This is a genomic window from Bordetella sp. N, assembly GCF_001433395.1.
GTDB lineage: Bacteria > Pseudomonadota > Gammaproteobacteria > Burkholderiales > Burkholderiaceae_B > Bordetella_C.
On the sequence record NZ_CP013111.1, the window covers coordinates 5,978,192 to 5,997,439 of the forward strand.

Consider the following 19,248-nt stretch of genomic DNA (forward strand, 5'->3'; position numbering starts at 1 on the left):
GGGTGCAGCACTATCGGCGAGTAATGTCCCGAGACCTGCGGCACTGGTCGGTGCCGCTCGTGTGATTGCTAGCGTTATTGTGTTTGGCTACACGATCGGGATCTAAGAAACCGGTTTCTCAAAGATATCGGGTTGCGGGGTTTTTTATTACTAGGGCTTTCCCTGGCCCGCTTTGCATGGATTTTTTGTGCATGGCAACGAGGTGTGCGGCTCCTTAGAATGACTGCGGCCGCATCATGTCCGCCGACAACAAGAAAGGAGACTTGCACATGTTCTTCGCGCCGCCCGCCGAATTGGAGACCACCGTCTTCGCGCGCTTGCCAGAAAATCTACACGCTGCCCGCAGCGACAACGAGTGGGTCGCCGGACAGCCACTGGGTAGTCCGACGAAGTCGCTGCTGGAGGGGCCATCATTCGGCCCCGAGGGTTTGCTGTACTGCGTGGATGTGTTGAATGGCCGAATCCTTCGGGTGTCGGCGCAGGGCGAATTCGAGGTGCTGGCGCAATACGACGGCTGGCCCAACGGCCTGAAGTTTCATCAGGACGGCCGCATCTTCATCGCCGACTACAAGAACGGCATCATGGAATTCGACGCCCGCATGGGCCAGGTCAAGCCTTACGTCGTGCGTTTCAATCTTGAACGCTTCAAGGGTGTCAACGATCTGTTCTTCGCCGCCAACGGCGACATGTACTTCACCGACCAGGGCCTGACGGGTTGGCACGATCCCACGGGTCGTCTGTTCCGCGTAAGGCCGGACGGGCAGGTCGCCTGCCTGCTGGATAACCTGCCCAGTCCCAACGGGCTGGTGATGGATCGCGACGAGACCGCGCTGTACGTCGCCGTCACCCGGGCTAACGCGGTATGGAAGGTGCCCTTGCTGCGTAATGGCACGGTGGGCAAGGTGGGCACCTTCATACAGCTGTCCGGCGGCGGCGGCCCCGATGGGCTGGCGCTGGACGAGCGCGGCGGGCTGGTCATCGCGCACGTGGGCTTGGGATCGGTGTGGGTCATGGACACCGCCGGCGAGCCGACCTTTCGCATACGCTCGACGGTGGGGCGGCACACGACCAACGTGGCCTACGGTGGGCCGGATCTGCAAACCTTGTACATCACGGAATCGGAAAGCGGGACGATCCTGACGGCTCGTCTTCCCGTGCCGGGCAAGCGCATGTATGGCGGGCCGAACGCATCACGAGAATGACAGCCTCCGCACGGGCCCCTGCACACGAATATTAAATTCTCGTGAATCTCACAAACCCATGCACTCGAAACGGCTGGCGCAGGATTTGTCATGCGCGCTCATCAACTTCCCGCACAGTCGTTTCAAAACCTATGAGTCAAAGGTAAAAATTAAAAGGACTTGTTAACAACGAATGTAATTGCAATTTGCTGTGCTTAGCATCCCGCTTTCCTCACGTATGTGGACGAAAGGCGGAGGCGAGGGTGGCGGTAGCCATCCCTCGCATCCGGGTGCGCAAAATGGAATTTGCAGACATTCTTACCGCGCTGGATCCTCGCTTGCCTTGTGGCGAGGACCTGGAATACGACGCCGACTTCCTGCTGTTGCAGCAGGCAGCCGTCGGTAAGGCGGAACAGCAATTCGGCTCGACCATCATTCCCGCCGACCCACCCGAATGGCGCGAGGTCGAGAAGCGTGCGCATGCGCTGTTGGAGCGCACGCGTGACCTTCGCATCATCAGTTACCTCACCCGCGCGTGGACCGAGATCCGCGGTCTGCCGGGCTATGCCGAAGGCCTTACCCTGGCGGCCGATGCGCTGGAGCGCTATTGGGACTCGGTGCATCCCCGCCTGCAGGGCGAAGATGAGGACGCGGATGACGCGGACCCGATGCCGCGCGTCTACGCCCTTACCTCGCTGGGCGATGTGCAGGGCTGCGCGCGCAGCGCCCGCTCGGCGTCGCTGTTGACCGGCGTGCATGGACAACTCAGCCTGCGCGATGCCGAAGCCGTGCTGGATGGCACGCGCACCGATACAGACGCCTATCCGGGTGGCCGGGAGCGCCTGATCCAGAACCTGCGCATCGCTGCCGCTCAGGGTAGTACCGAAGTGGCCGCGGTCAATACGGCTGCCGTCGCCCTGGCGCGGATACAAGCGCTGGTGAGTACCAGGCTGGGCGCTGAATGGGCGCCCGATTACCGCGGCGTCCTGCGCACCTTGCAATGCGTGGCGCAGCAGGTGCAGGACAGCGGCTCTCCCGACGTGACGGACGCCTCACAAACCAGCGTGGCAGCAGAAGGCGCCGCCCAGGCTTCCACCGGCACGGTCAACGCATCGGGTGCCGCAGTAGCCGCCGCGGCCGCTGCAGGCGCGGCCACATCGAGCACCCCAGCCCCCGCCGCGGTCATGCGCTGGCAGGACGCGCAGATCCGCTCGCGCGATGACGCGATGCTGATGCTGGCCAAAGTCTGCGCCTATTTCGAGACCCATGAACCCAGCCACCCCGCGCCTTATCTGATCCAGCGGACCCAGCAGCTTATCTCCATGCGTTTCCACGACATCATGCGCAACCTCGCGCCGCAAGGATTGGAGCAGTTCGAAGCGTGGCTGCCGAAGGATGCCGACGGGCGCGCATTGAACTGAAGTCATCCCGTCGAAAAATATCGCCACAACCATAGCGTCGCAAACATACCGAACCAGGAGCAATCAGCATGGCTACCATCCCCAAGGGCAGCGGACAAAAGTTCATCGCGCGCAATCGCGCTCCGCGCGTGCAGATCGAATACGACGTCGAGGTCTACGGCGCCGAGCGCAAGGTGCAGTTGCCGTTCGTGATGGGCGTCATGGCCGACCTGGCCGGCAAGTCCGCCGCCCTGCAGCCCGACGTGTCCGAGCGCAAGTTCCTCGACGTCGACGTCGACAATTTCGATGAGCGCATGAAGTCCTTGCAGCCGCGCGTCGCCTTCCAGGTGCCGAATACCCTGACCGGCAGCGGCGACCTGAACGTCGACATCACGTTCGAGAGCATCGACGACTTCTCGCCTGCCACGGTGGCGTCCAAGGTCGAGGCCATGAACAAGCTGCTGGAGGCCCGCACGCAGCTGGCCAACCTGCTGACCTATATGGACGGCAAGTCCGGCGCCGAAGAGCTGATCGGCCAGGTCCTGAAGAACCCCGCGCTGTTGAACGCGCTCGCCGCCGCCCCGAACCCCGACAGCAAGGACGCCGCCCCGCGCGACGATCAAGCGGAAGACTAAAAGGAGCATCCCATGGCCGTTGCCGTCAAACAGACCGAAGCGCGCGTAGAGGAAATGCAGGCGGACGACCTGTCCGCGCTGTTGAAGAAGGAATTCAAGCCCAAGACCGAGCAGGCGCAGGATGCCGTGGAGCACGCCGTGCGCACGCTGGCGCACCAGGCGCTGGAGAACAGCTCGGTCGGGCTGTCGTCGGATGCCTACCGCACCATCCAGGCCATCATCGCCGAGATCGACCGCAAGCTGTCCGAGCAGATCAACCTGGTCATGCATAACGCCGAGTTCCAGCAGCTGGAAGGCGCATGGCGCGGCCTGCATTACCTGGTGAACAACACCGAGACGGATGAGCTGCTGAAGATCCGCGTGATGAACCTGTCCAAGAAGGAGCTGGGCCGCACCTTGAAGCGCCACAAAGGCGTGGGTTGGGACCAGAGCCCCATCTTCAAGCGGGTCTATGAGGAAGAGTACGGCCAGTTCGGCGGCGAGCCGCTGGGCTGCCTGGTCGGCGACTATCACTTCGACCACAGCCCGCCCGATGTCGAGCTGCTGGGCGAAATCTCCAAGGTTTCCGCTGCCGCCCATTGCCCCTTCATCGCGGGCGCCGCGCCCAGCGTGATGCAGATGGAGTCCTGGCAGGAACTCGCCAATCCGCGCGACCTGACCAAGATCTTCACCAACACGGAATACGCGGCCTGGCGCAGCCTGCGCGAATCCGAGGACTCGCGTTATGTCGGCCTGGCCATGCCGCGCTTCCTGGCGCGCCTGCCTTACGGTGCGCGCACCAATCCGGTCGACGAGTTCGATTTCGAGGAAGACACGGACGGCGCCAACCACGACCGCTACACCTGGGCCAACTCGGCCTATGCCATGGCGGCGAACATCAACCGGTCGTTCAAGCTGTATGGCTGGAGCACGTCGATCCGCGGCGTGGAGTCGGGCGGCGCGGTGGAAAACCTGCCTTGCCACACCTTTCCGACGGATGACGGCGGCGTGGACATGAAGTGCCCCACGGAGATCGCCATCAGCGACCGCCGCGAGGCCGAGCTGGCCAAGAACGGTTTCATGCCGCTGGTGCATCGCAAAAACTCCGATTTCGCGGCCTTCATCGGCGCGCAGTCCTTGCAGAAGCCGCAGGAGTACTACGACAACGACGCCACGGCCAACGCCAGGCTGTCGGCGCGCCTGCCGTATCTGTTCGCTTGCTGCCGCTTCGCGCATTACCTGAAGTGCATCGTGCGCGACAAGATCGGTTCGTTCCGCGAACGCGATGACATGGAGCGCTGGCTCAACGACTGGATCATGAACTATGTGGACGGGGACCCGGTGAACTCGTCGCAAGAGACGAAGGCGCGCAAGCCGCTGGCTGCCGCCGAAGTCCAGGTGGAGGAGATCGAGGACAACCCGGGATATTACGCAGCGAAGTTTTTCCTGCGGCCTCACTATCAGCTGGAAGGGCTGACGGTGTCGCTGCGTCTGGTGTCGAAGCTGCCGTCGCTCAAGCAAAACGAAGGCTGAGACACATCACTTTTGGCACACATGCCATATCGATCACACATCTAGGAGAATGAAGTGGCTGTTGACATGTTCATGAAGATTGAAGGGGCTAATGGCGAATCGAAGGATGCCAATCACAAGGATTGGACCGACATCCTGAGCTTCTCCTGGGGCGCGACGCAGCCTGGCTCCATGTCCACCGGCGGTGGCGGCGGCTCGGGCAAGGCCAGCTTCAATGACCTGCATATCGTGGCCCGTATCGACAAGGCCGCGCCTGCCGTCATGAAGCATTGCGCCGCGGGCAAGCACCTGAGCAAGATCGAGCTGTCCATCTGCAAGGCCGGTGGCACGCAGATCGAATACTCGAAGATCACGCTGGACGACGTGATGGTCACCTCGGTACAGCTGTCGGGCGATAACACCGCCACGTCGGCCGACCCCGAGTACGTGCTGGTCAACTACGCCTTCCAGGCCGCCAAGGTCACCCAGCAATACTGGGAACAGACCGACAAGGGTGGCAAGGGCGCGGAAAGCCAGGTCTCGTGGGACATCAAGCAGAACAAGGAAGCCTGATAGCGCCTTGTTCCGCCGGCGGGCACCGTTCCCTCGCGGTGTCCCGCCACTCCACACTGACTCTTCGCCTGCCCTGCAATGCAGAAACCCGCGCCCTCCCTGCGTGACCGGCTTCAGCCGGCCTTGCTCGACCGTCTGATGGACGATACGCCGAACCAGCGTGCCGAAACGCACGACGCCGGCATGATCACGCATGCGGAACTGCGCACGGCGGTGCTGCGCGACCTGCGCTGGCTGCTGAATACCGTCAACCTGGAAACGACGGAAGACCTGGACGCCTTCGGCCAGGTACCGGCGTCCACATTGAATTTCGGCGTTCGCGCCCTGGCTGGCAAGCGTATGTCCGACATCGACTGGATCGATGTGGAGGACTCCCTGCGCCACGCCATTACCGTTTTCGAGCCGCGCATCCTGCCCGCGTCGGTGGAGGTGCGCTGCGTCACGAATACCGCCACGCTGGAGCACCACAATGTGCTCAGTCTGGAAATCAAGGGCATGCTCTGGTGCGTGCCCTATCCCATGGAATTCCTGTTCCGCACCGATATCGACCTGGAAAGCGGCCACATGGATCTGCGCGACCTGGGGGGCTACTGATGGACGCCCGCCTGCTGGACTACTACAACCGCGAACTCTCCTATATGCGCGAGATGGGCGCGGAGTTCGCCAAGCAGTATCCCAAGGTCGCCGGCCGCCTGGGCATGAACGGCGTCGAGGTGGCGGACCCCTATGTCGAGCGGCTGCTGGAAGGCTTCAGCTTCCTGACCGCGCGCGTCCAGATGAAGATGGACGCCGAATTTCCCCGCTTCTCGCAACGCCTGCTGGAAGTGGTCTATCCCAACTATCTGGCGCCGACGCCGTCCATGGCGGTGGTGCAGCTGGCGCCCAGCATGAATGAAGGCTCCTTGGCGCGCGGCTTCACCCTGCCGCGCGGCACGATGTTGCGGGGCCGCCTGCCCAAGGGCGAGCAGACCCCGTGCGACTTCCAGACCAGCCACGACGTCACCCTGTGGCCCGTGCGGGTGGAAAGCGCCGAGTTCACCGGCACCCCGGCGGACCTGCCCCTGGCGCGCCTGGGCCTGGGCGGCCGCGGTGGCAAGGTCCTGTCTGCCCTGCGTATCAACCTGGAGGTGTGCGGGGGCGCCCAGCTGGACAAGCTGGACCTGGACAGCCTGGTCGTGCACCTGAATGGCCAGGACGTGGCGATGCACAAGCTGCTGGAGCTGTTGATGGGCCACACCGTGGCGGTGCTCTGCCACGACGTGCAGGCGCCGTTCGGCTGGATCGAAAAGCTGCCTGCCGGCGCGATCCGCCACGAAGGCTTCGACGATGAGCAGGCCATGCTGCCGGCCGACCGGCGCCTGTTCCAGGGCTACCGCCTGTTGCAGGAATACTTTGCCTTTCCCCAACGCTTTCTGTTCTGCAGCGTGAACGGGCTGCAACGCGCCTTGCGCAAGTGCGCGCCCGCCGCCACGCGCACGATGGCCGCCGCCGGCACCAACGCGCCCCGGCGCTTCGGCATCACCGTGCTGCTGTCGCGCGCCGCGCCGGAGCTGGAAGGCGCCATTGACGCCAGCAATATCGCCTTGCACTGCACCCCCGCGATCAATCTGTTTCCGCGCCGGGCCGATCGCGTGGCGGTGACCCCGCGCAACCATGACTATCACCTGGTGGTCGACCGCACGCGTCCCATGGATTATGAGGTCTACAGCGTCACCGGCGTGACGGGCCACGCCACCGCCGCGCGCCCCGAACAATCCTTCCGCCCGTTCTACGGATCGCTGGGTGCGGACGAGGAAGAATACGGCGCCTATTTTTCGGTGCGGCGCGAACCTCGCCTGCTGTCCGACTCCGCCCAGCGCAACGGCACCCGTACCGGCTACACCGGCAGCGAGGTGCATGTGTCGCTGGTGGACCGTAACGAGGCGCCGTTCTCTGGTGAGCTGCGCCACCTGACCCTGGAAACCCTGTGCAGCAATCGTGACCTGGCGATGTTGCTGCCTTTGGGCACCGAGACCGATTTCACCTTGCGGGTGTCAGCGCCCGTCGCGACCATCAAGGTGCTGCATGGTCCCACGCGGCCGCGCCCGGCCCTGGCCGAGAACGCCGCCACCTGGCACTTGATCAGCCACCTGGGATTGAATTACCTGAGCCTGGTCGACATCGATCAGAACCAGGGCGCGCAAACCTTGCGCGAGATGTTGAAGATCTATGGCGACCTGGCCGACCCCGTGGTGGCGAAGCAGATCGCCGGCCTGCGCCACGTGCGCGCGGCGGCGGTGCACCATCGTCTGCCCGTTCCGGGACCCATCGTCTACGGGCGTGGCGTGAAGGTGTCGCTGGACGTGGACGAGACCGCCTTCTCCGGCGTCAGTCCCTATCTGTTCGGCGCCGTGCTGGAGCAGTTCTTTGCCCGCCATGTGTCGATCAACATGATGTCGGAACTGGAGCTGGCCACCCTGCAGCGTGGCCGCGTCGCCAGCTGGAAACCCCGTATGGGCGCCCGGCCCGCCGTTTAGGCCGGTCCTGACGTCGAATCAAAACCGAGGAAATCGAGAGATGAACAGCGCCGCCGCCCAAAGAACCTTTCCCCGCTACGACCCCGTGCATCTCATCGGCGTCGTCACGCAGCTGGACGAGCAAGGCTATGTGGTCGACTGCGACGGCCGCGACTGGTCCTGCACCCGGGCAGCCAGCTGCCTGCTGGCGCCTGCGGTGGGCGATACCGTATTGATCAGCGGTCCGGACAGCGGCCGCGTGTTCCTGATCGCGGTCATCACGCAGGCCGACGCGTCCTCGGCGCGCATCGAACTGCGCGGCGACGTGACGATAGCTTCGCTGGATGGTGACCTGACCCTGCAGGGTAGCGGGCACACGCAGCTGACCGGCGGCGCCCAGGTGCGCATCGAGGCGCCGGCGTTCGGTTTGCAGGCCGGTGAAGCCGACTGCCGCGTCGGCCACATGCGCTATGCCGGTGCGGAAGTGAAGGGCAGCGTCGGCGTGCTGCGCCTGGTCGGCAAGGTCTGCGAAACGGCGGTGGACCGTCTGGTGCAGTTGAGCCGCAACCTGGTGCGCATCACCGAGGAGTCGGAGCACGTGCGCGCACGGGTGCTCGACAGCCAGGCCAGCCAGAGCGCGCGCCTGCACTCGCCCTATACGGTGGTCACGGGCGAGGAGTTGGTCAAGGTGGACGCCAAACAGATACACGTGGGCTGACCCGCAGCCCTTGGAGCCAGACTATGGATCGCATCATCACCGCCCACACGCCGCTGTCGCCTGAACAACTGTCGTTTCGCGGCATGTACGGCCAGGAGGCCTTGTCGCAGTTGTTCGAGTTCAGCGTCGAGCTGATCTCGACCGACTATTCGCTGGACCTGAAACAGCTGCTGGGCAAGCCGCTGACCCTGGAAATCGAGACGGCCGAGGGGGGCAAGCGCTACCTGAACGGCCAGGTCATCCGGTGCACGCTGGTCGGCCGCGAGAGCGCCACGTCGCGCTACTACGTCTATCGCGCCACGGTGCGCCCGTGGCTTTGGTACCTGACGCAGACCTCGGACAACAAGATCTTCCAGAACAAGAGCGTGCCGGACGTCATCAAGGAAGTGCTGGCGGACTATGCGTTCCCATCGGAGCTGCATCTTTCCAGCAGCTACCGGCCCTGGGAGTACTGCGTGCAGTACCAGGAGACCGACTTCGCCTTCATCAGCCGTCTGATGGAGCATGAGGGCATCTACTACTGGTTCAAGCATGACAACGGCAAGCACACGCTGGTGTTGACCGACGACGTCACCCAGCACGAGACCTTGCCGGGCACGGCTTCCATTCCCTACTACGGGCCCGATCGCACCACGGTGCCGCAGGAAGAGTTCGTGGCGAACTGGGAAGTGGCCGAGCAGGTCACGCCCGGCGGCTTCGCCACCAACGATTTCGATTTCAAGCGGCCGGGCACCAGCCTGGACGCCAAGCGCATGAACCCGGGCGCCTACGACAACGGCGACCTGGAAGTCTACGAGTGGCTGGGCGGCTACACCGACCCCGGCCAGGCGGAGCACTACACGCGCGTGCGGCTGGAGGATCTGCAGAGCCGTCAGGAAATGGTATCGGCCACCAGCAATATCCGTTCGCTGGCGCCGGGCTACCTGGTGATCTTGCGCAATCACCCGCGCGAGTCGGAGAACCGCGAGTACCTGATCGTCGCCACGCGCTATCGCATGCATGAAAGCGGCCAGAGCAGCGGCTCGGGCGGCACGTCGGTCTGCGACGTGGACTTTACCGTGCTGCCGTCCAGCACCCAGTTCCGTGCGCCGCGGGTCACGCCCATGTCGCACACCCACGGCCCGCAGACGGCCACCGTGGTGGGCAAGGAAGGCCAGCAGATCTGGGTCGACCAGTACGGCCGCATCAAGGTGCAGTTCCACTGGGACCGTTACGGCCAGAAGAATGAAAACAGCTCCTGCTGGGTGCGGGTGTCCAGCCCCTGGGCCAGCGGCGGGTTCGGCGGCATCCAGCCCCCGCGCCGGGGCGACGAAGTGGTGGTGGATTTCATCGGCGGCCACCCCGACCGGCCCATCGTGATCGGCCGTGTCTACAACGGCGGCAATATGCCGCCCTGGGACCTGCCGGCCAACGCGACCCAGAGCGGTTTCCTCAGCCGCTCCCAGGATGGCACGCCGCACACGGCCAACGCCCTCATGTTCGAGGACAAGCCGGGTGTCGAGGAAATCTGGGTGCATGCCGAGCGCAATATGCGCACCGAGGTGGAAAAAGACGAACTGCGCACGGTGGATGGCTTCCGCAACACGACCATCGGACTGAACGACAGCACCATGGTGCTGGGCTCGCGCATCATCAACGTGACCGGTACGGATACGCTGACGGTGGGGCAGACGCGCGACGTCACGGTGACCAGCACCGAAACCTACACGGTGAACGGCTCGCGCACCGTGCACGTGTCCGGCGGCATGACCACCGAGAACTTCGACAAGGGCCTGACCACCACGGTGGCGGCCGATGGCGAGACGCGCGAGGTCACCGGTGCCTTCAAGGAAACGCTGCACACCGGGCAGGAGGTCACGGTGACCGCCAACGACTCCCTGCATGATGTATTGGCCGGCACCTTGACCGAACGGGCCAAGGGCAAGGTGTTGGTGGAATCGACTAACGACGCCATGGACGTGAAGGCCATGAACCAGGTGCTGGTGCAATCGTCGGCGGCGGGCATGGACCTGAAGTCCAAGGCGCAGATGACCATGACGTCGGAAAGCGCCGGCATCGACATGAAGGCGCCGAAGGACATCACGATCACCAGCGATACGGACGTGATCCTGAACGGCAAGAAGGTGCAGGACCTGTCCAGCAAGAGCTGGCTCAAGGCCACACCCTTCGGCCTGAACCTCACGATCGCGCAGGCCACTATCGGCATGTTCAACGCCACGGTGTGGCGGTCGAACGTGGGCGCGGCGATATCCAAGGCGGACTTCTCCGTCATCAAGACCGACGTGTTCAGCGTGTCGAACAAGGTCGGCGCCTTCGAATCGAAGAACACCGGGCTGAAGTCCGAGACCGCGGGCGCCAAGAGCCTGCTGGCCGGCCTGCTGACTATCATCTAGGCATCACGACTATTTCAAAGGAAGGGGACAAGATGGGATTTCTAGACCGCATGGGATTGCCTGGCTGGTGGGCATGGTTTGGGCCGGTATTGCTGATCCTGATCGCGTCGTTCGCGTGGAACATCTACATCGTCAAGCGCCAGGTCGACCGGCGTGCGGCGGTCGCGCAGAAGGACGAAACGGTGCGCACGTCCGGCGATCCGGCCACGGCCACCGTGTTGGAGACCACCGACACGGGTACCCGCACGGGCGCCGACGAGTATTTCATCTGGCGCCTGCGCCTGGCGGTGCGGCCCGCGCTGGGCCAGCCTTTCGAGACCACCATCGACGTGCCCGTCGCGCCGACCCGCTTCGCGGATTTCGCCGAAGGGAAGGAGATCCGCGTGCGCGTGGCGGCGGATAGTCAGCAGGTGGTCGTCGACCAGCGCAGGAAGTAAGCGTTCCGTGAAGACGATCAAGCCTTTTCGCCTGAGCCTGCTGACCCGGCCCTATCGCTGGCAGCGCGCCGACACCCTGGGTGTGGCCGTGATGGCCTTGGCCACGCTGGACGACGCCCCGCGCCTGATGCCTGAACAAGAGCTGTGGAAGCTGGCCGCCGAAGAGACCGGGGGCATCCTGGACCTGGGTGTGCCCAAGGCGTGCGCGGAATTCCTGGTGAGCGGCAACGCCTACACGCGCCATCAGGCGGACAAGACCGCCTGCGGTGTGCGGATCCGCGTGGGCGAGCTGGACAAGTCCCTGCTGGTGTTCGGTGACCGCTACTGGATGGATGGGCGCGCGAGCAAGCCGGCGCCCTTCGAACAGATGCGCGTCGACTGGACCCGGGCGTACGGTGGCGCCGGCCACGCCGTGAATCCCCAGGGCATGGGAATGGCGACGGTGGATATCAACGGCGTGCATATGCTGCCCTTGCCCAATGTCGAGGCGTCCCATTCCCGCATCGGTGCGCCGCGACAGAACGTGGAGCCGGGCGGCTTGACGGCGTATCCGCCCGATGCCCCGCAACGCTTCGCGCTGATCGGCAGCAAGTATGGCCAGGATTGGCTGGAGCAGGACTATCCAGGCTTCGCCCAGGACATGGACTGGCGTTTCTTCAACGCCGCGCCGGCCGACCAGCGGCGCGCGAATAAACGGTCGCTGGATGCGGGCAGCGACTACGAAATATGGAATATGCATCCGGACCGCCAGGTGCTGCGCGGCCGCCTGCCCGATTGGAAGGCCCGGTGTTTCGCCAGCCGCCGTAGCGACGGGACGGAACTCGAAGACATCGACCTGAAGCTGAGCACGGCGTGGTTCTTTCCGCACCGTGAACGGGTGCTGCTGATCTGGCACGGCGCGCTGCCCATCCGCGAGGACGACGCGGCCGACGTCAAGCTGATCATGCCCGCGCTGGAACTGGCGGACCAGCCCCGGCCGCTGGATCATTACCTGAAGGTGGCGCAGCAGCGGCTGGACAAGGATTACGGCGCTGTTCACGCCTTGTGCGACGACGAGCTGGTGCCGGAAAGCATCCAGGGCGAATGGCTGGACGGCGGTCTGCCGGATACCGCCGAGCGGCCCATGGTGCGCAATATCCTGCAGGGCACGGCCCGCAAGCGCGAGGCCTGGCGCCAGGAGCTGGTCGCGGCAGGCATGGATCCGGACCTGGTGCTGGCGGCAGTACCTGAAACGAGTAAGCCCCCGGCGGTAGCCGAATTGCCCGAGATGCTGCGCGGCATGGAAGCGCAGATACGCGAGCAACGGGCCTCCTTGGACAAGGCGCGTGCAGACGCCCTGGCTGACCCCGACCTGCAGGCGTTCGCGCGCAAGACCGATATCGATGTGGCCGGCATCGCCGATCATGGCCGCGCCGGCGACCGCGGTCGTCTGGATCCAGAAGAGGTGCATGCTCAGTTGGCCGACTTCGATGCCAATCCGGTAACCGCCGCGGAGCCCTCAAAGGGGCAGGCCGGCATCGCGCAGCGCCTGGGGCCGCAGGTCGATCGTCTGTACCTGAACGGGGCGCATATGTTCGATGCGCCGCCGGGAATGTCCCCGCATCGCGCGCAACGGACCCGCCGGCGCGTCACGGAGATATACGCCGGCAACCGCGATTTCACGGGGATGAACCTGATAGGCGCGGATCTGTCGGACATGGACCTGCGTGGCGCCTGCTTCCGCCAGGCGGCACTGGAAGGCGCGAACCTGACCGGCGCGCGGCTGGACCATTGCGACTTCACGGGTGCGGTGCTGGCGCGGGCCGCGGCCGTCAACACGTCCTTTGCCGCCGCGATCTTCACGCAAGCCAATCTGTCCTTGATGCGCGGACAGCACGCGCGCTTCGACCAGGCGGTCTTCGCCGACAGCGTCTGTGTCGAGAGCGTCTTCGAGGATTGTGTCTTCGCGGACGCCGAGTTCCTGCGCACGCAATGGCGCGAAGCCACCTGCACGGCATGCGACTTCACCGGCGCGCGCTTCGCGGAGATGGCGCCGATGACGTGGCGCCTGACACGCGGAAACTTCGCGCGCGCCTCGTTCAGGCAGTGCGCGTTCATGGCCTGCGAGTTGGAGCAATGCAGCTTCGTCGAGGCGACTCTCATGCGCTGCAGCTTCGTCAACACGGTTTTCTCTGGCGCCACGGATTTCACGCGGGCGGCTATGACCGCCGCGTCCTTCTGCGGCACCACGGCGCTGGATGGCGCCTGCTTCCGCGAGGCAAGCCTGGCGCAGTGCGGCATGCGCGGCACGTCGCTGGCGCGCACGGATTTCAGCAAGGCGATGCTGGCGGGCAGCGACTTTTCGGAGTGCTGCTTCCATGACGCGACGCTGGATGGCCTGTCCGGCGGCGAAAGCCTGTTCGTGCGAGCGGATTTCAGCGGCGCATCGCTGCGTGACGGCAATCTGATCCAGTCCATCCTGTCCAAGGCCATTTTCCTGCGGGCGGACTTGAGCGGGGCCAATCTGTTCCGCGCCGACGTGTCGCAGGCCGCGGTGGACGGATCGACCCTGATGGATGGCGCCTATACGCGCAGCGCCAAGGTATGGCCACGGCGGCGGGAGGCAGCGGCATGACGCCCCAAGCGCTACAGGACCAGATAGCCCTTGGCGACGTGGTCCAGGATGTCGAGCTGCGAGAAGCCATGCTCGCCAACCTGGACCTGTCCGGCGCCATGTTCGACGGCGTCGACCTGCGCGGCGCGGATCTTTCCGGCTGTCAGCTGCGCGATTGCCGCTTCAACGATTGCACCTTGGACGGCAGCCGCCTGCAAGACGCCGATCTGTCCGAATGCAGCTTTTTGCGTTGCACATTCACGCATGCGCTGATGGCCGGCGCCGATCTGACCGCTGCCGCGCTGGTCGAATGCGATCTGACGGGAGCGGACCTGCGCGACGGCCGGCTCGATCGCGCCACTTTCTTTCAGAGCAATCTTCAAGACGCCTGCCTGCGCACCGATGCCATCGACCGGGCGGTGTTCAGCGAGAGCCGTATGGATGGCGTGGACCTTGCCGGCACCGTGCTGCGCTTCGTCAACTTCCACCGCCTGGATATGCGGACGGTGCGCCTGGATGGCGTACAGGGCGACAGCGCGATGTTCGTCGAATGCGATCTGACGGGTATGTCCTTGGCGGGTCAGCAGTTCACCTTGTGCCAGTTCACGGATGCGAAGCTGGACGGGGCCGACTTTTCGAACGCGGTGCTGACGCAGTCGAACTTCAAGGGCGCTTCCCTGAAACGCGCGATCTTCACTGGCGCTCAGGCCGCGCAGAGCCTGTTCCCGCAAGCGGACCTGGAAGGCGCGGTGTGCCGCGGCGCACGCTTCGACCAGGGCATCTGGGCGGGAGCCAACGTGGACGACGCTGACTTCTCCGGGGCCAGCCTGTGGCTGTGCGTTTTCCAGCGCGCGAAATGCGACGGCACCCGATTCAATCACGCATGGATGGAGGACGCCGACTTCACCATGGCCGACCTGAGCCGGGCGGACGTGCGCGATGCCCACGTGCTGCGCCTGCGCCTGCACCGGGCGGTGACGGCGGATACGCGCTTGAGCGGTCGCGCCGGCATCATCGAGAACGATCCGGAACTGCTGGAGGCTGAACGATGGTCGGTGCGCTGATGGATAACCGCCAACGCGCGCCCGCGTCGGCACTACGGGATAAGAGGAGATAAGCGGTATGTTCGCGAATTGCCAATTGATGGGCATGGACCTGGCGTTTCCCGATGTGTGCAGGACCCCTCCCGCCGCGATGATCCCCTTGCCATATCCCAATATGGCCCTGGGGCCGATGGCCATCCCCAATGCGTGGAACGTGCTGTTCGTGGCCGCGCCCGCGCACAATATGGCCACCATCACGCCCATCACCCTCGGCGATATCCCGGGCGCGGGCGGCGGCATCGTGTCGCAGACTTTCATGAGCCAGTCGCGCCATCTGACCGGCGCGTTCACCGTGCTGATCATGGGCACGCCAGCCACGCGCATGACCAGCCTGTCGCTGCAGAACCGGGTCAATATGGTCGGCATGCGCATCGTGCCCAGCCAGCCCAAGATTCTGCTGCTCGCTCCCTGAGGCCAGGACGCACATGGACACGCCGTCGGATACCCTGAAGCGCAGCGCCGCCGAGCCGCCCCTGGCCCAGGGACCGGGCACGGGTGCGTTCGCCGGGCCGGCGCTGCCCGTCGACTTCTGGCGTGCGCTCGCGCGCGATCCGTATTCGCACGACCTGTACCACGCCTTGCGCTGGATCGACGCCCGCGGCGGCGCGCGCCTGCCGCTGGGCCGAGAGACGGTGCCGCGCCACGAGCCCGTGCGGATGCGGCAAGAGCCGTCCATGGCCTTCGCGCCGTCCACCCTGGCGGCGGCGCGGCCGGCGCAGGCAGGCCGGCCGCCTGAAATGTCCATCTACAGTTTTGGCCTGTTCGGGCCCAACGGCCCGCTGCCCCTGCACATGACGGAACACGTGCGCGAGCGCCTGTACCACTACGGCGACGGCACGCTGTCCGCCTTCGCGGACATCTTCCATCATCGGCTTATCCTGCTGTTCTATCGGGCCTGGGCCGATGCGCAGAGCACGGTCAGCCTGGACCGCGCCGACGACCGCTTCACCCGCTATGTGGCCTGCCTGCTGCATATGGGCCAACCTTCCATGCGTGGCCGCGACAAGGTGGTCGACCACGCCAAGTACCACATGGCCAGCCACCTGCTGCGGCAGACGCGCAATCCGGAGGGCCTGCGGCACATCCTGGAGCACTATTTCGGCGTGCCCGTGCGCATCCGCGAATTCGTGCCCCAGTGGATACGGCTGGCGCCGGAGCAGCGGCTGGGCCTGGGCGGGGCGCAAGGCCTGGGCCGCGACACGATGTTGGGCGCGGCCGTGCGCGATGCGCAACACAAGTTCCGTATCGAGATCGGGCCCCTGGCGCGCGCCCAGTACGACAGCTTCCTGCCCGGCGCGCCGTCGGCACAGAAGCTGGTGCAGTGGGTGCGGCATTACACCGGTATCGAATTCGCCTGGGATGTGCGCCTGGTGCTGGCGCACAAGCATGTCGGCGGCACCACGCTGGGCGGCAGACGGGCCAAGGGCGGCGCCGCTCAACCGGTCGGGCTGGGCAGCTGGCTGGGCCGCCGTCCCGCCGCGCTGGGCGACGCGGATGACCTGGTCATCGATTACGAAGCCCGCCGGGCGCATGCGCAGGGCGGCACGCAAGCTTCTTTCTCTTATCAACCCTGACGGTTTTCACTATGTCCGACATCGGTCGCGCGGAACTTTTCGGCAAGCTGGATCCGCTGCTTTACCAAGCGCTGGAAAGCGCCACCGCCTTCTGCAAGCTGCGCGGCAATCCTTATGTGGAGCTGGCGCACTGGCTGCATCAGATATTGCAGACCCAGGACAGCGACCTGCATCGCATCCTGCGTCGTTTCGACATCGATACGGGCCGGGTCCAGGCCGATCTGGTGCAGGCGCTGGATCAGCTGCCGCGCGGTGCGGGCTCCGTGTCCGACCTGTCCGAGCATATCGACCATGCGGTGGAGCGTGCGTGGGTGCTGGCTTCCCTGCGCTACGATGCCGGCCGCATCCGGTCCGGCCATCTGCTGACAGGGCTGGTGAAGACCTATTCCCTGCGCAACGTGCTGCTGGGCATGTCAGGGCTGTTCGCGCGCGTAGTGCCCGATGTCCTGCTGGAACAGTTGGCCGATATCACGGCGGGTTCCCCTGAAACGGCCGGCGCCGGCCAGGACGCGAACCACCACGGCGATGCGCCGCCCGCGGCTGCCGGCGGCAAAGGGCGCTCCGCGCTCGCGCAATACGCCGTGGATCTGACGGCGAAGGCGCGTAATGGTGAGATCGACCCCGTGTCCGGCCGGGACGAGGAGATCCGCCAGATCGTCGACATCCTGATGCGGCGACGCCAGAACAATCCCTTGCTGGCCGGCGAGGCGGGGGTAGGCAAGACGGCCGTGGTGGAGGGCCTGGCCCTGCGCCTGGCCGCCGGCGACGTGCCGCCGCCCTTGAAGGACGTCGCGCTGCATTTGCTGGATATCGGCCTGTTGCAAGCGGGCGCCGGCGTGAAAGGCGAGTTCGAGCAGCGGCTGCGCAGCCTGATCGACGAGGTGCAGTCCAGCGAGAAACCGATCGTCCTGTTCATCGACGAGATCCATACGCTGGTAGGCGCGGGCGGTGCCGCCGGCACGGGCGACGCCGCCAACCTGCTCAAGCCCGCGCTGGCGCGCGGGCAACTGCGTACCATCGGCGCCACCACCTGGGCCGAGTACAAGAAGTACATCGAAAAAGATCCCGCCTTGACGCGCCGCTTCCAGGTCGTGCAGATCCACGAGCCCGTCGAGGACCGCGCCATTGTCATGCTGCGCGGCCTGCGCGAGACATTGGAAGCGCACCATCGGGTCCTGTTGCTGGACGAGGCCGTCGAAGCCGCCGTGAAGCTGTCCCATCGCTACATTCCCGCGCGCCAGCTGCCGGACAAGGCGGTGGCGCTGCTCGACACGGCATGCGCGCGCGTCGCGGTCAGCCAGCACGCGGTGCCTGGGGCGCTGGAAGACACGCGCCGTCGCATCGCGGCCCTGGAGATCGAACTGGACATTGCCGCCCGCGAACGTCGTCTGGGAATCGCCGACGCCGAACGTGGCCAATCTTTAAGCGAGGCGCTGCAAGCGGCCCGTGACCAGGAAACCGCGCTCACCGCACGTTGGGAAGAAGAATCGGCGGTCGCCGCACGCATTCATGGTCTGTGCGAGCAACTGGATGTCGATCGCGCAAGCGCGGAACCGGATTCCGCTTTGGACGCGGTGCGCGCCGAATTGCAGGCAGCCCGCGATTCGCTGATGGCGCTGCAAGGCGAACAGGCCCTGATCCACGTCGCCGTCGACGCCAACGCCGTAGCCGCCGTCGTGGCGGACTGGACCGGCATACCGGTCGGTCGCATGGTGAAGGACGAAGCGCAAGCCGTGCTGGATCTGTCCGAGACCCTGGGACGACGCGTCATCGGCCAGGCGCATGGCCTGGAGGCCATCGCCCGCCGCATTCAGACTTCACGCGCGCGGCTGACCGATCCCAACAAGCCCGTGGGTGTCTTCATGCTGTGCGGCCCCAGCGGGGTCGGCAAGACAGAAACCGCCTTGGCGCTGGCCGAGACGCTGTACGGCGGTGAGCAGAATCTGATCACCATCAATATGAGCGAGTTCCAGGAATCGCACACGGTGTCCACGCTGAAGGGTGCGCCGCCGGGCTATGTCGGTTACGGCGAGGGCGGCGTCCTGACCGAAGCGGTGCGCCGCCGGCCTTACAGCGTGGTGCTGCTGGACGAGGTCGAGAAAGCGCATCCGGACGTGCACGAAGTGTTCTTCCAGGTCTTCGACAAAGGCTGGATGGAAGACGGCGAGGGCCGCTACATCGATTTCAAGAACACCGTGATCATCCTGACGTCGAACGTGGGCACGGAGCACATCGCCCACTTCTGCCGCGATCCCGACAATGTGCCAGACCCGCAGGAACTGGGCACGGCGCTGCGCGCCCCGCTGTTGGAAGTCTTCCCGCCGGCGCTGCTGGGCCGCCTGGTGGTGGTGCCTTACTACCCCTTGTCGGACACGATGCTGGGCCGTATCGTGGACCTGCAACTGGCACGGATCGCCGACCGCCTGCGTGCCCATCACGACATCACGCTGCAAATCGCGCCGGCCGCCACCGCGTTGATCGTCGCGCGCTGCACGGAAGTGGAATCGGGTGGCCGCATGGTCGACGCCATCCTCACCAACACCGTGTTGCCGCGCATCAGCCAGGAACTGCTGGCCGCGTCGGTGGCCGGCCGCCGGGTGACGACGGTGGCGCTGGACGCGGACGGCGGTGAATTCGCCTACCACTACGGATGAC

15 protein-coding genes are annotated in these 19,248 nt (G+C 65.2%); all 15 read left to right on the forward strand.

The window, feature by feature from the left end:
* The first annotated feature begins 236 nt into the window (after positions 1 to 236).
* The 15 genes from ASB57_RS25840 to tssH all read left to right on the forward strand — a co-directional run bounded on the left by ASB57_RS25840 (position 237) and on the right by tssH (position 19,247).
* Complete coding sequence (locus ASB57_RS25840) at positions 237 to 1,202, forward strand: SMP-30/gluconolactonase/LRE family protein (protein ID WP_231755255.1); 966 nt, start codon at positions 237 to 239, stop codon at positions 1,200 to 1,202.
* A gap of 278 nt (positions 1,203 to 1,480) precedes the next feature.
* Complete coding sequence (gene tssA / locus ASB57_RS25845; RefSeq protein WP_156414266.1) at positions 1,481 to 2,602, forward strand: type VI secretion system protein TssA; 1,122 nt, start codon at positions 1,481 to 1,483, stop codon at positions 2,600 to 2,602.
* 68 nt (positions 2,603 to 2,670) lie between these two features.
* Positions 2,671 to 3,216 (forward strand): type VI secretion system contractile sheath small subunit, encoded by a 546-nt coding sequence (gene tssB, locus ASB57_RS25850; protein ID WP_057654763.1) that lies wholly within the window; start codon positions 2,671 to 2,673, stop codon positions 3,214 to 3,216.
* 12 nt (positions 3,217 to 3,228) lie between these two features.
* Positions 3,229 to 4,728: a type VI secretion system contractile sheath large subunit gene (gene tssC, locus ASB57_RS25855; RefSeq protein ID WP_057654764.1), complete on the forward strand. Its 1,500-nt coding sequence runs from the start codon at positions 3,229 to 3,231 to the stop codon at positions 4,726 to 4,728.
* A gap of 54 nt (positions 4,729 to 4,782) precedes the next feature.
* Positions 4,783 to 5,280 carry a type VI secretion system tube protein Hcp gene (locus ASB57_RS25860; protein ID WP_057654765.1) on the forward strand — a complete coding sequence of 166 codons (498 nt, stop codon included), beginning with the start codon at positions 4,783 to 4,785 and terminating at the stop codon, positions 5,278 to 5,280.
* 78 nt (positions 5,281 to 5,358) lie between these two features.
* The gene (gene tssE / locus ASB57_RS25865; RefSeq protein ID WP_057654766.1) at positions 5,359 to 5,874 is read left to right on the forward strand and encodes a type VI secretion system baseplate subunit TssE; all 516 of its coding nucleotides are present in this window, start codon (positions 5,359 to 5,361) and stop codon (positions 5,872 to 5,874) included.
* Positions 5,874 to 7,796 carry a type VI secretion system baseplate subunit TssF gene (gene tssF / locus ASB57_RS25870; RefSeq protein ID WP_057654767.1) on the forward strand — a complete coding sequence of 641 codons (1,923 nt, stop codon included), beginning with the start codon at positions 5,874 to 5,876 and terminating at the stop codon, positions 7,794 to 7,796. The genes tssE and tssF overlap by 1 nt, the downstream gene beginning before the upstream one ends.
* Before the next feature lie 40 nt (positions 7,797 to 7,836).
* Positions 7,837 to 8,493, forward strand: coding sequence for a DUF3540 domain-containing protein (locus tag ASB57_RS25875; protein WP_057654768.1), 657 nt, complete (start codon positions 7,837 to 7,839; stop codon positions 8,491 to 8,493).
* Between the two features lie 23 nt (positions 8,494 to 8,516).
* Positions 8,517 to 10,886, forward strand: a complete 2,370-nt coding sequence (locus ASB57_RS25880; protein ID WP_057654769.1) for a type VI secretion system Vgr family protein — start codon at positions 8,517 to 8,519, stop codon at positions 10,884 to 10,886.
* 32 nt (positions 10,887 to 10,918) lie between these two features.
* Positions 10,919 to 11,323 (forward strand): hypothetical protein, encoded by a 405-nt coding sequence (locus tag ASB57_RS31200; RefSeq protein ID WP_156414267.1) that lies wholly within the window; start codon positions 10,919 to 10,921, stop codon positions 11,321 to 11,323.
* 7 nt (positions 11,324 to 11,330) lie between these two features.
* Positions 11,331 to 13,937 carry a DUF2169 domain-containing protein gene (locus ASB57_RS25890; protein WP_057654770.1) on the forward strand — a complete coding sequence of 869 codons (2,607 nt, stop codon included), beginning with the start codon at positions 11,331 to 11,333 and terminating at the stop codon, positions 13,935 to 13,937.
* Entirely contained in the window at positions 13,934 to 14,980 is a 1,047-nt protein-coding gene (locus ASB57_RS25895) for a pentapeptide repeat-containing protein (protein WP_197424821.1), read from the forward strand. The genes ASB57_RS25890 and ASB57_RS25895 overlap by 4 nt, the downstream gene beginning before the upstream one ends.
* Positions 14,981 to 15,038: 58 nt before the next feature.
* Positions 15,039 to 15,431, forward strand: coding sequence for a DUF4150 domain-containing protein (locus tag ASB57_RS25900; protein WP_057654772.1), 393 nt, complete (start codon positions 15,039 to 15,041; stop codon positions 15,429 to 15,431).
* A 13-nt stretch (positions 15,432 to 15,444) separates the two neighbouring features.
* Positions 15,445 to 16,593, forward strand: a complete 1,149-nt coding sequence (gene tssG / locus ASB57_RS25905; protein WP_082621839.1) for a type VI secretion system baseplate subunit TssG — start codon at positions 15,445 to 15,447, stop codon at positions 16,591 to 16,593.
* Positions 16,594 to 16,604: 11 nt separating this feature from the next.
* On the forward strand, positions 16,605 to 19,247 hold the full coding sequence (gene tssH / locus ASB57_RS25910; RefSeq protein WP_057654773.1) for a type VI secretion system ATPase TssH: 2,643 nt from the start codon (positions 16,605 to 16,607) through the stop codon (positions 19,245 to 19,247).
* The last annotated feature ends 1 nt before the right edge of the window (position 19,248 follow it).

Excerpts from the sequence above, each read along its gene's own strand:
- ASB57_RS25840 (WP_231755255.1), top strand. The coding sequence starts at position 237 with ATGTCCGCCGACAACAAGAAAGGAGACTTGCACATGTTCTTCGCGCCG.
- tssA (WP_156414266.1), top strand. The coding sequence starts at position 1,481 with ATGGAATTTGCAGACATTCTTACCGCGCTGGATCCTCGCTTGCCTTGT.
- tssB (WP_057654763.1), top strand. The coding sequence starts at position 2,671 with ATGGCTACCATCCCCAAGGGCAGCGGACAAAAGTTCATCGCGCGCAAT.
- tssC (WP_057654764.1), top strand. The coding sequence starts at position 3,229 with ATGGCCGTTGCCGTCAAACAGACCGAAGCGCGCGTAGAGGAAATGCAG.
- tssE (WP_057654766.1), top strand. The coding sequence starts at position 5,359 with ATGCAGAAACCCGCGCCCTCCCTGCGTGACCGGCTTCAGCCGGCCTTG.
- tssF (WP_057654767.1), top strand. The coding sequence starts at position 5,874 with ATGGACGCCCGCCTGCTGGACTACTACAACCGCGAACTCTCCTATATG.
- ASB57_RS25875 (WP_057654768.1), top strand. The coding sequence starts at position 7,837 with ATGAACAGCGCCGCCGCCCAAAGAACCTTTCCCCGCTACGACCCCGTG.
- ASB57_RS25880 (WP_057654769.1), top strand. The coding sequence starts at position 8,517 with ATGGATCGCATCATCACCGCCCACACGCCGCTGTCGCCTGAACAACTG.
- ASB57_RS31200 (WP_156414267.1), top strand. The coding sequence starts at position 10,919 with ATGGGATTTCTAGACCGCATGGGATTGCCTGGCTGGTGGGCATGGTTT.
- ASB57_RS25895 (WP_197424821.1), top strand. The coding sequence starts at position 13,934 with ATGACGCCCCAAGCGCTACAGGACCAGATAGCCCTTGGCGACGTGGTC.
- ASB57_RS25900 (WP_057654772.1), top strand. The coding sequence starts at position 15,039 with ATGTTCGCGAATTGCCAATTGATGGGCATGGACCTGGCGTTTCCCGAT.
- tssG (WP_082621839.1), top strand. The coding sequence starts at position 15,445 with ATGGACACGCCGTCGGATACCCTGAAGCGCAGCGCCGCCGAGCCGCCC.
- tssH (WP_057654773.1), top strand. The coding sequence starts at position 16,605 with ATGTCCGACATCGGTCGCGCGGAACTTTTCGGCAAGCTGGATCCGCTG.